10 protein-coding genes are annotated in these 12,144 nt (G+C 43.0%); 3 read left to right on the top strand and 7 right to left on the bottom strand.

The window, feature by feature from the left end; genetic code table 11:
- Positions 1 to 89: 89 nt before the first annotated feature.
- Complete coding sequence (locus tag ACYRY3_RS36540; protein WP_460206614.1) at positions 90 to 836, bottom strand: class I SAM-dependent methyltransferase; 747 nt, start codon at positions 834 to 836, stop codon at positions 90 to 92.
- A gap of 123 nt (positions 837 to 959) precedes the next feature.
- Between ACYRY3_RS36540 and ACYRY3_RS36535 the strand changes: the two genes are divergently transcribed.
- A complete protein-coding gene (locus ACYRY3_RS36535) occupies positions 960 to 2,156 on the top strand; it encodes a 1-deoxy-D-xylulose-5-phosphate reductoisomerase (RefSeq protein WP_460206613.1) in 1,197 nt (398 codons plus the stop codon).
- 894 nt (positions 2,157 to 3,050) lie between these two features.
- Entirely contained in the window at positions 3,051 to 3,245 is a 195-nt protein-coding gene (locus ACYRY3_RS36530; protein WP_460206612.1) for a hypothetical protein, read from the top strand.
- Positions 3,246 to 3,307: 62 nt separating this feature from the next.
- Here the strand turns inward: ACYRY3_RS36530 and ACYRY3_RS36525 are convergent, their stop codons facing one another.
- From ACYRY3_RS36525 to ACYRY3_RS36500, 6 genes are all read right to left on the bottom strand, one after another.
- On the bottom strand, positions 3,308 to 3,805 hold the full coding sequence (locus tag ACYRY3_RS36525; protein WP_460206611.1) for an acyl-CoA thioesterase: 498 nt from the start codon (positions 3,803 to 3,805) through the stop codon (positions 3,308 to 3,310).
- Positions 3,806 to 4,429: 624 nt separating this feature from the next.
- On the bottom strand, positions 4,430 to 4,774 hold the full coding sequence (locus ACYRY3_RS36520) for a DUF1815 family protein (protein WP_460206610.1): 345 nt from the start codon (positions 4,772 to 4,774) through the stop codon (positions 4,430 to 4,432).
- Positions 4,775 to 5,733: 959 nt separating this feature from the next.
- A complete protein-coding gene (locus tag ACYRY3_RS36515) occupies positions 5,734 to 5,949 on the bottom strand; it encodes a DUF2839 domain-containing protein (protein ID WP_460206654.1) in 216 nt (71 codons plus the stop codon).
- 80 nt (positions 5,950 to 6,029) lie between these two features.
- Positions 6,030 to 7,100 (bottom strand): WD40 repeat domain-containing protein, encoded by a 1,071-nt coding sequence (locus ACYRY3_RS36510; protein ID WP_460206609.1) that lies wholly within the window; start codon positions 7,098 to 7,100, stop codon positions 6,030 to 6,032.
- A gap of 24 nt (positions 7,101 to 7,124) precedes the next feature.
- Entirely contained in the window at positions 7,125 to 9,044 is a 1,920-nt protein-coding gene (locus tag ACYRY3_RS36505) for a protein kinase domain-containing protein (protein ID WP_460206608.1), read from the bottom strand.
- Between the two features lie 150 nt (positions 9,045 to 9,194).
- Positions 9,195 to 10,772: an ATP-dependent DNA helicase gene (locus tag ACYRY3_RS36500; RefSeq protein ID WP_460206607.1), complete on the bottom strand. Its 1,578-nt coding sequence runs from the start codon at positions 10,770 to 10,772 to the stop codon at positions 9,195 to 9,197.
- A 167-nt stretch (positions 10,773 to 10,939) separates the two neighbouring features.
- Between ACYRY3_RS36500 and ACYRY3_RS36495 the strand changes: the two genes are divergently transcribed.
- The gene (locus ACYRY3_RS36495; protein WP_460206606.1) at positions 10,940 to 11,914 is read left to right on the top strand and encodes a M48 family metallopeptidase; all 975 of its coding nucleotides are present in this window, start codon (positions 10,940 to 10,942) and stop codon (positions 11,912 to 11,914) included.
- Positions 11,915 to 12,144 lie beyond the last annotated feature (230 nt).

The raw sequence follows: 12,144 nt of genomic DNA, 5'->3' as shown, positions 1-12,144 counted from the left end.
AGTTGAATTTTGTGTACCGACTTACTTATAACTAAACATCATACAGGCAAATTGCAAGCTAATAGTTGGACAGTCAACTACAAAAAAAGTTAATTAGAAGAACTTTTCTGTGCTAAGAGCAAAATAGACACACCAAAAGGAAGGCTAAACCGCTGTAGTAAGTGACGTTCACTTGCAAACAAAAGACTTAAAAATCGATTCACAGGTTTCGATGGCAAAGCTATGTCACTGCTGCCAACACAATCGCTTTCTAACCGGAGTAACCTCCGCAAGCAACGAACAAGGGCAACGATGGGAAACAAAAAAAAGTTAAAGTAGCTCCCATAACGCACAACAAAGCCAGCTTTCCTAACAACTTGCTTTAAACCCTTTAAGACATAACGGCGTTTGTGATGGTTGATTTCATCGTGTTGACTCCATAAGAACTGGTATGCAGGTACTGTGACTAATAACCAGCCATCTGGCTTGAGTCTTGAATGCAATGCCAACAGGGCTGCTTTGTCATCATCTAAATGTTCCAAAACATCTAGTATTACAACGAGATCGTATTTCTCTGTAAAAGGAATATTATCGGGCAAACTTCCTAACTGAACTTGAGTGACTTGTCGCTCATTAGCAATCTTGCAAGCCACTTCATCTAACTCCATTGCTGACACTTGACCGTGTCGAGCTAACAGGAGCAAGTTACCACCTGTTCCACAACCTGCTTCTAGAATTTTTGGATTTTTTGGCAGTTTGAGCTTGCGAACCACCGCGTCCACAATCAAGCGGCGACCTACAAACCACCAGTGCTTATCTTCAACAGACGCGTACTGTAGATAAAAATCCTTGTCCATAAACTAAGCCGCGATACTTTTCAAGAGCATTACTATTGTCCGACATGTTAATCATGACGGAAAGTTCATTTAAGTGCCAGAAGCAATTTATAGTTATTGTTGTTTATCGATCCCAAAACAATTGTGAAAGCAATAACACTTCTTGGTTCCACTGGCTCTATTGGTACCCAAACTTTAGATATTGTAGCTCAGTACCCCGATCGATTTAAGATTGTAGGATTGGCGGCTGGGAATAATGTAGAACTCTTAGCTGCTCAAATCCGACAATTTCGACCGAGAATTGCGGCTTTGTGTGCGGAGGAGAAATTACCAGCACTCAAAGAAGCAATCAAAGACCTCGATCCCCAACCAATATTACTTGCAGGCGAAACTGGAGCGATCGAAGTTGCCCGATATGGTGAGGCTGAAACCGTGGTTACGGGTATTGTCGGTTGTGCGGGTTTGTTACCTACGATCGCAGCTATTGAAGCTGGCAAAGACATTGCCTTGGCAAATAAAGAAACTCTCATTGCCGGTGGTCCCGTCGTTTTACCCCTGATCGAAAAACACGGTGTGAAGTTGTTGCCAGCTGATTCCGAACATTCTGCAATTTTTCAATGTTTGCAAGGAGTTCCGAAAGGCGGTTTAAGAAAGATTTTGCTGACTGCTTCTGGCGGTGCTTTCCGTGATTGGGCAGTAGAAAAGTTAGCAGAGGTGACAGTTGCTGATGCTCTGAAACACCCGAATTGGTCAATGGGACGTAAAATCACGGTAGATTCCGCTACTTTGATGAATAAGGGGTTGGAAGTGATTGAAGCTCACTTCCTTTTTCGGCTGGATTACCAAGACATTGAAATTGTTATTCATCCCCAAAGTATCATTCACTCGCTGATCGAACTGCAAGACACTTCTGTCTTGGCTCAACTCGGTTGGCCTGATATGCGTTTACCTTTACTCTATGCTTTGTCCTGGCCGGATCGCATTTACACGAATTGGGAACGTTTGGATTTGGTCAAAATTGGCAGTTTAACCTTCCGCGAACCAGACCACCAAAAGTATCCTTGTATGAAGCTAGCCTATGCGGCAGGTCGGGCTGGGGGTTCGATGCCTGCTGTGTTAAATGCGGCAAATGAGCAAGCTGTGGCTTTATTTTTAGAAGAAAAAATTGGGTTTTTAGATATTCCTCGCTGTATCGAATGGGTGTGCGATCGCCACTCTCAAGATAACCGTTCAAATCCTTCTTTAGAAGATATCTTGGCAGCAGATAAATGGGCAAGACAGGCAGTTTTAACAGCAACAGAACATTTAGAATCTCGTTCTCAGATTATTTCTGTACGGTAAGCCCGCTCATCAAATAAATCAAAAGTCAAAGGTCAAAGAAGCATTGCTAGCTTGTGACTTTTGACTTTTGAGTTTTCATGCTGACTTTATTACTCCCTTCCCGCCAAAAGATTACCTAAACATATAGATTTAGGTAGGGCTAAAGCCCACCATCTTGGCGTTGTGGTGGGCTTTAGCCCTACCTACAAAAATCGGTAATTTTAGAGCAGAAAAGGAGTAGTTCTTACCTGGAATTACAGTACTGAAGGTTCTACCCATCAACAAGTTGCTTAGCAGCATATATAAGTAACAAGGGACTGAGGGGTAATACCCCCTATAAAACAATTCATAATAACAAGATGTTATCTAGTCATAACTGATTGATTTTGTACTGAATAGCACAGTTCTACAGTAGCTGCTCTGGTATTGGCATCCTTAAAAATACTGAATTTAGCGCAGAAACTATAGAAAATAGTATCCCGACACTATCATAACTTGTACAATTTATTTGCAAGACAAAAAATAAAAATGCTCTTCATAAATTTTTTAAAAAGTCTTCTCATACAACTACTTTTTTGATTTTTTTGTTGTATAGTAAGCGCAGAACAATTATAGGAAAATCCAAAAAAGTAGCTACTAAAACTCGGTTCAAGAGTATTACACCTGTAATTGTTACATAAAGCACAATTTTTGTTTTTGAGAAGAACGCAGAACACAGAAATCAGAATAGTCCCATGAATTCATGGGATTCAGTAGGGAGAATTTATTTTTCCCTCCATGAATAAATTTGTCGGCTTGTAACCTTACTTGCTACCTAACAGATTGAGATTCATACTGAGTTCTAACTTCTGAGTTCTGAGTTCTGTGTTGGTCAACTTGTTCATCAGGGTTTATAAAATAGGGAATGGTGTGTCTATGATTGCTACCCTGCTTGTAGCTTGGATTGTTTTCACAGTTCTAGTTAAAACTATGAAAACGACGGCAAATACTGCGTTTATTGTTGCTGTCAGCATTGTTTTATTAGAGGCGGGTTTTGGTATCAGTCCTCCAGATATCTGGAATTCGGTTATGCAGTTGCCAAAATCCTTACATACAAGCAAGATTCAGTAACTAGTTTTCCGTGAATAACTACAAAAATTAAACTATCCCATGCCTACTCAAGACATGGGATGTCAACTTATAGATGTAGAAAGGCGTGCCAGTACATCCTGTACAGTTGCAGGTAACTGGCGCATTATCTTACCTCTTTCACGATCTACTGCGACTAGAGTTACTTTCGCAGTAACGTACAGCTCTTGCCTATCTGGTGACTCAATTGCGTAATCCCAATTAATACGGACCCCTGTCACTTCAGCCATGCGCGTTCTAACCACCGCTGGCATACCTAATTTAATAGGACTGTGATAGCGCACTGACAGTTCCACAACTGGTAGATCGCAGCCCAATGCCACAAGGTCGGCATAATCAACGCCAATAGCACGCAAGCATTCTACCCGTGCTTCCTCCATCCAAGCTATGTAGGTTCCATGCCAGACAACCCCTGCGTAATCACTGTGGTGAGGGTGGGCTCTCACGGGATATTCAAACCAATTTTCCAACGCCTGAGTTGATAAGCTGTCAAGAGCGGTTGTCGGAGGAAGTTGTGGTTGATTTAGTTTTTCTTCAGACATCTTAAAATTTTTTAGAAACTCAATAGAGATCGTCCTCATCTGACATAACATAAAAGTCATGCACCTTGTACAACGGATTCTCTAGCTCTCCGTGCTTGTGCTCTCTAGAACTGTTTTGTATGCAACTGAATTACTAATATCTGAATACTGTTAATGTTAGCAAGGCGAACCCTTTAGCTTCTGGTGTTAACTTAGAGTCGCAGCCACTAGGTCTTAATCTAGTTTTGAATTGGTAGTATTGAGTGCCTGTGAATGTAAGTTTAACTAGAGGTAACGGCGAGGAAATTTTATGTTTTGGAGTCCAGACTTAGAAGACTGCTACTGTGGCTGCTATTGCTTTACTATCAGCTGTCCCTTGTGCTAGCACTTAGTTTTGAATCGTGCATTCTATACCCTGCAGCAAAGAGAAAATTTGATGGAACCCCAAACTTTGCGGCAAGGGTAAGTCCTAGCGATCGTAGAGTTCGCCGGTACTTAGACAACAGCAGGACAAAATTATCGAGAACAGCTTGCCATTCCCCGATGGTCATTTGTCTTTTGTCCTTTGTTCTTTACAGATGACTAATGACTGGTGACGCCCTTCACTCATCAAGTTGATTTGTACCAACCTACTTAGCGGTGTTATTAACAGCGCTTAGCCAAGGTTTTACTGGCTGCGGGCGGTTGCACCGGATGCTTGACAATATTGGCAAGTTCTTGTAACTGGTTAACAGCTTCTGCACCCTCTAGCTTCATCAATTCGCGGTCATCCCGCATCTCAGTCCAAGTGATGCCATAATCAGAGACTAAAAACCGGATGAGGTGATTTTCCCCCAAGCTGACCATAAACGAAGCACTATTCATTTGGTCGCCGCAAGTGTAGCAGGATGCTGGATAACCGCGTCGCTCTAGCACGATTGCCAAAGCTTGCAGGTTCATTACTAGGTCTTGAACGAATTGCCGATGTTGTTGTGCTAATCTGAGAAACACTTCTTTCCTCCTAACACCACTGTTATTTGAGTCACTTTTATATTTTCTTTAGATTTTCTCACCAACTGGTATTGTAAACTATCCATTACAATTCCTACGATACAAATAGCGTTATTAATTGCTACTAGCTTAGGTTAGTCTATAAGTTTTTAGCTTGTCGTATCAAAATATTCAGTTTGCCAGACCAAAATTTCGGACAGAACGGTAAAAATTTATATTGTCTTTATACGATCCTGCCAAGGTAGATGTAAAGCGAAAGCGATTCGCTTTTAGATTAACTCAAATTAGGCGCAAGTCAACTGCTAAAATCACCGATATTGCGTCTTTATCGGCTACATTCGGCTAAATTTGCTGCCCCTAACGCGATAAACGCAACCTTACACCATTTTAAGAATTGTCATAGACGGCTGTTGACCTGCTAGTTATCTAACACCAATCGAGTATGAAAAAATCTTTGCAACACCCACTCTAATTTCTCTAGAGTAGATTGAAATTGGTAGATGACCGCGATCTGCCACTATGCTGTAGCGAAGCTATCGCATGAGATCCAAGTTTCAACAGACAGCTAACTTCTACCAGTTCTGAATTCTGAGTCCCGAAGATATATTCTACGGTGCTGGCTGCTCATTGCTCAGCACTGTTTTAGTGAGCCGATGCTGCCGAAGGGTTTCCCGGAGCTGGCGACTGCAACGTGCGAAGGGTATCTATCTGTAATGGAAACTTTACCAATCCACAATCTCAAGTGTAAAACCCAAATCGTTTGACTTAACACTGAAGATAACTAAACTTTCACCAGCAATGTTGCCATTTCGGCAGTTGTTCCATAACATACTGTTATGTATTGTTTAACACTTCGTAAAGTTCCAGTGTAGAAAAATTAATATTTGAGGTTTTTTGATGAGGGTGGTTAGTGGTTAGTGGTTGATTTCCACAAACCCGTAACCCCTAACCTCTAAAGCTTAATCCACAACTTGCCACCAACCGAACGCAGGGCCGATAAAACGAATAGTCAACCAAGCGGCGACCAAACCCCCAATACCGAACCAGGTTAGACGGTTTGCCCATTTGACAAGAAATTCGGCTTGAGATTTGGAGAATGGTATCCAAGGCAAGATCCGTTCTTGTTGACCGTATTGCTCTTTCAGCAATTCTTTCCGACGTTTTGCTTCACCCATAGTGTAAAAAAAATGATTGCTATGGCTGATGATAGCGCTGTCAACTATTGATTGCAGCAATAGCGAAAAAATCATTCATATTACAAGGATGCCAGCCCAAAAAGTTTGGCAGTTTTATCTCCACTACCACTGGCAAAGCTTCGTCCATCAGGAGAAAAAACAACAGAATTGACAACACCGGAATGTTCTGCAAAAGTGCGAATTGCTTGTCCCGTGCGCCAGTTCCAAAGTTTGACGGTTTTATCCTCGCTACCACTGAGTAGGGTTTGCCCATCACGATGAAAAGCAACAGAGTTCACAAAACTAGCGTGGCTTTCCAAACTCCGAGTCTGTTGTCCCGTACTGACATTCCACAGTTTGATTGTTTTGTCGTTACTACCAGTGGCAAGAGTCTGCCCATCAGGGCTAAAAGCAACGGATCGCACTGAGTCCTTATGTCCAGAAAGGGTGTGCAGAAGTACTCCTTTGTTTGGATTCCAAAGCTTAATCGTTTTATCTTTGCTAACGCTAGCAATGGTTTGACCATCAGGGCTAATAGCAACAGCAAACACTCCTGCAGTATGACCTTTGAGGGTATGGAGGGTGTCACCAGTTTGCACGTTCCATACCTTAATTGTGCGATCCCAACTACTACTTATCAGTTTCTCCCCATCAGGGCTGAAAACAACTGACCTCACATTTTTAGGATGTCCTTTGAAAGTCCGAATCAGTTTCCCTGTTGAAACATCCCAAAGTTTGATGGTTGCATCCTTACCACTACTAGCCAGTGTCTGTCCGTTAGGGTTAAAGTTAACTGATAATACTCCTTGAGAATGTCCCTCAAGGGTAGCGATCGCGTTTCCAGTTTGTAAATTCCACAGTTTGAGAGTTTTGTCTTCACTAGCAGTGGCAAGTAGAGGTTCTCGACCGTTTGCCCCTGTATCAGGGCTAACCGCAACCGACCAAATCCTATCGAGATGACCTGCAAAGGTTTGCTTGACCTGAAGGTTTTGCCCATTTATAAAGGGCGCTTCTACTTGAGTACTGTGTCGCAAATAATACGTACTGTAGGCGACACCAGAAAGTGCGATGACAGCAGCGATGCTATAGCCAAATAGTTTGGATTTCTGACGATTTGGAACTGGGGTGCGAGTTGTTTTGTCTTGTACCATTTGGCAATCTCCAACTTGAATGTGTTATTTCCATATCCTGATAGTTTGGTCGCGGCTGCTACTCACTAGGATGTGCCCCCAAGAACTCATAGCAATAGACAATACCCAGTCAGAATGCCCGGAAAGCGTTTGATATAATTTCCCAGTGTTTAAATCCCAAATCTTAATGGTTTTATCGACGCTGGCAGTGGTAAGTGTTTTATTATCAAAGCTGTAAGCGACGGAAACAACGCGATCGCTATGCCCGGTGATTGTGCGAACTAATTCACCGGTTGTAATATTCCAAATCTTGATAGTGTTGTCCCAACTGCCACTAGCAAAGTTCTGCCCATCAGGGCTGATAGCTATCGACCTGACTGCATCAGTATGACCCGTGAGAGTGCGAATCAATTGCCCAGTTTGCACATTCCAGATTTTTATGGTTTTATCTTGGCTAGCACTGACGAGGGTGAGACCATCAGGTGTAAGAGCAAGGGAAAAAACAGCAGCATCATGTCCGGGGATGGTTCTGAGGAGTTGTCCCGTGCGTACATTCCAAACCTTAATAGTTTTATCTTGACTTCCACTGACTAGGGTTTGACCGTCACGGCTTAAGGTGACTGACCAAACTGGTTCGGAGTGACCGGTCAGGGTTTTAAGCAGTTCACCTGTTCGAGTGTGCCAAATTTTGATGGTGTTGTCCCCACTGCCACTAGCTAGCATTTGTCCATCTGCACTGAGACTGACTGCTCTAACGTTCTGTGAATGTGACTTGAGAATGTGGTTGAGTTTTCCACTACTGGGATGCCAAATTCTAATGGTGTTATCCTCGCTACCACTCGCTAGGGTTTGCCCGTCAGCACTTAAAGCAACTGACCAAACAAAACTAGAATGACCCGAAAGGGTTCTGGCAAAAGTGAAGCTTTTTTCAGTGACATTTTCTTGTTTGGCGTTTTGTGGTGGTAGAGAAAGACTTATGTAGTAAAGACCTGCTCCTAGAGCGATCGCAAGCACTCCTGCAAAAGGTAATAAAGTTGAAAGATAACTGCTTTTTGGTGAAGCCGTCTTTGCAGTTTTCAACCCAGAATTTCCAGATAATGGTATGTTTATCTGAGTAGAAATACTACCACTGTCGGTCTCCAGACTTACCAGGTTAGATAGAGCAGCTTCTGCTGTTTGATAGCGTTGGCGATGGTCTGGTTCAACCATTTTCTCTAAGATATCTGCTATTTCCGGACTAACTTGAGTGAGATCGCGCCAATTTCTGAGAGCTGCATATGGGCTGTTGGGATCGATAAGAGTTTTCACTTCTTGAGCAGATAAGCCACTTGCTGCTTGTATGCCAATCACACCTGTCGCATAAATATCACTATTCAGTTTGGGGTAGCCATAGAGTTGTTCTATGGGCATATAGGCTGGTGTCCCAACTGCCAGTGTTAAATTGGGTGTACCTTGCTCATCAAGGGGAGGAATTTGTTTGATGGTGCCGAAGTCAATTAAAACTAATCTATCGTCTGTTGCTCTTCTAATGATGTTAGAGGGTTTCACATCACGGTGAATGACACCATAACTGTGAACAAATTTTAATATGTCTAAAATATCTATTAAGAGTTTAACAACTGACTTTGACTCCCAGGGTTGTCCCACAACCAGTTCCTGAGCGAGAGTGTTTCCGGGAATATATTCTTGAACTAAATAAAATTCGTTATTTTCTTCAAAATAAGCAAGTAATTGAGGAATTCGGTCGTGGAGACCTAATTTTTCTAAAGTTTCTGCTTCATTCTTAAACCAAACCTGAATCTTTTGCATGAATTCGGGCTTTTGTTGTGTAGGTCGCAGTTGTTTGACCACACATACAGGATGCCCAGGACGATGGGTGTCGATAGCAAGGTAAGTTTGCCCAAATCCTCCTTGTGCTAGGACTCGAGTGATGTGATAGCGACTACCCAAAAATTGACCATTCATAGAACTGGTGGCTGGTTAAGCTCAAAATTCAAGCATTGTTCTCTTGAAAATAGTAAACCTTAATTGTCAAAAGATAAGGGTAAGAGCTAATTTTTTCCTTACCCTTATCCTGAAAAAGCTACATACAAAAGGTGAACAATTCCCGATCTTTCAAGTTACATCTTCCTTTGGAGTGGGGGAGAACAGGCTGGGATCGAGATAATTAATGCGTGCTAAGGGGCTGAGGGCAGCCAAAACTTGAGCGCCATAACTTCTGACAATCGTGCGACTATCCAGTAAAGCAACAACGCCTTTGCTTTCTCGCACGGGTGCAATAGCGCGTTGCAGCTCATTCAAAGCAGTAGGCAACAAGTACACACGGAACCAATCTTGATGCGATCGCTTATAGTATGATACCCTCCCTGCCACCAAAGGATGCTCTAGAGATGGCAGGGGCAAAGTCGAGACGATGAGCAGTTGGGGGGCTGGCAAGACATTTTGATGTTCGCGCCAGAATTCCCAACCAGTGACTAAAATGCCGTTGTCATCCAAACAAGTTTTTTCCACTTGCACCCGCGAACCGAACTCAGAGGCAAGAATTGCCCCCACTTGAGCTTTCAGTGGCACATCCCCAACAATCACAACTGTGAGTCCGGGTGCTGTGGCGCTAAGACACACCAGGGTGCGAACTTTGTGAATAAACGCTGCTTGAAATTCTGGTGTGTTGGGTAGAGGAAACTGGTAGGGTACATACAATTGGATAGCATCTGTTTGACTATCCGATGAGAATTTTAAACAAGTCAGTTCGCCCAATCCCATTCGCCCTCGGAACAGGGGTGCCTCAGTTTCTGGTTCTAAGGCAGTTCCAATTAACACAACAGGTTGTCGGTGCCATATTGGTTCGAGTATTGTGTTTAATTCAATTGGGGCGCAGTGTAAGGAGAATAAACCCTGACGGCGGGCAATGGTTGCCCATACTAGAGGAGGAGGAGTGAGGGAGGACGGGAGGGAAGGAGAGAGGGAGAGAGTTTGGTTACGATGTTGAAATTGGTGCCAAAAGTTTTTCCAAGCATTGGGTAAGTTAGCTTTGTCCAATGCGGCATACAAGCGACTCAAAATCTCCTCTTCTGCTAGTGAAATGAGATAGCACTCATAGGGATTGGCTGGATGCTTAAACAGTTCGTGAGTAAGTTGTACTCGCGACGCACGTATTGTTTCTGCGAGACTTGGGTAAGCAAGCATGAGTTCATCCCAGTCATGTGCCTCCAAACTTACGGCAATTTGCTGGCGTGCCCAATCTTCTAGATCGTCCACCCCATCAATTATTGTGGGAATACCAGCAGGAAAACTATCGGAGGCACTCAGTTGAGCTTTTAACCAAGCTTCTGGAGTGACTAACAGAAGCCCTTGGAACTCATCACCGGGCCAAGTGTCTCCTGTTCTGATTGGTTTATTGGCTTGCAACCACTGCTGCAAGCGGGGTATTTCCACTCGCAACAAGCGTTGCTGTACGTCTTGGGGGGCAACAATAATCACTGCACCCTGCCACATCAACGCTGATGCAACAAAACTGGTGCGATATCGCCCTTGGTAACCACTCACTGCCCCCACTTGAATTAGGGCACTCCTTCCAAGACGCAAGGCGCGTGCTACCAACCGTGCCATCGTTAAATGATGAGGCCACGAAGGAAACCCCGCCTGCGATCGCAGGAAGTTATGTAAAGATAAATGAACTTCTGCCTCAATCACGCGCTTTCAATCCCCTACAAAGTCATTTTTTACTTCCAATAGCCCCATAGATATATCCATATAGGTTGTTAATCGTTAGTAATTAGTAGTTGGTAGTTAGTAGTTAGTAGCCTGTTATATTAACCACTAACCACTAACCACTAACCACTAACTAATAACCTTAACTTATGCCAACTTATACAGGAATTTCCAGCGAAGCCTTCAGACACCCCCTAGATAGCCAAGCCGAGCAAGCCTTACGTAGTTTACCGGGATTTGATTTTATCGCCCGGAAATTCGTGGAATTTTTCGTTGAGCGCCCTCAATTAATTTATCTAATGGGTAACACCATCCAAGTAGGGCCACGTCAATATTCCACTATTTACCAGATGTTTCGGGAATGTGTGCGGGATTTGGATATTTATCCTGAACCTGCACTTTTTGTTGAGCAAAATCCTCTAGCGAATAGCTATGCGCTAGGGCAAGAGCATCCTTATATAGTTATAAATACAGGGATATTAGACTTGCTGAGCGAAGCCGAAATCAGGGCTGTGCTAGCCCATGAACTGGGGCATATTAAATGTGGTCATACTATTTTAATTCAAATGGCGATATGGGCGATGAATGCTGCTTCCACGATCGGAGAATTGACCTCAGGCATAGGTAACTTATTTAGTCAAGGTTTAATTTACGGTTTTTATGAATGGCGGAGGAAAGCCGAGTTGTCGGCAGACCGCGCTGCATTATTAGCTATGGACGACTTAAACCCAGTAATGACTTCTATGATGAAAGTTTCTGGGGGCAGCCTTAAATATGCTAACGAATGTAGCCTAAAAGAGTTTATCCTTCAGTCAGAGGATTATCAAGCACTTGACATAGATGGAATCAATCAAATTTACAAATTTTTGATTTATAATGGTGGTCAAGGTGTATTTTTGAGCCATCCTTTTGCTGTAGAACGCGTGCATTATTTGCAACAGTGGGCAGAATCAGACGAATATCGGCAGATTAAGAGAGGAAATTATCAGCGTTCCGCTGCATCTGGTGCAGTCAACGTAAAAGCGCAAACCACTCAACAAGGAGAGGTGGAGAGTTTACGCAGGCAAATTGAAGAATTGCAAAGAAAAATTGACATGATGAAAAAATCCCATCCCAAAAATTGAGTAGGAGTATATGCCTATATTGACAAAATATGGAATTGTAGGGTGGGCAATGCCCACCATCGAATCGGCGAAAATACCCTACAGTTCGCCGTCCGGGAAACCACGCCAAAATAATTCGTAATTCGCAATTAAGAATTCATCCTATATTTTGGGGTTTACTCCGATTTACTACGATATGTTGTTACGCCAAGAACAGCAAAGCTCTAATTGCATTGAATTAAAAACTGCTA

This window comes from Scytonema sp. NUACC21, assembly GCF_054684315.1.
This window is presented reverse-complemented; position numbering and strand designations above follow the sequence as displayed.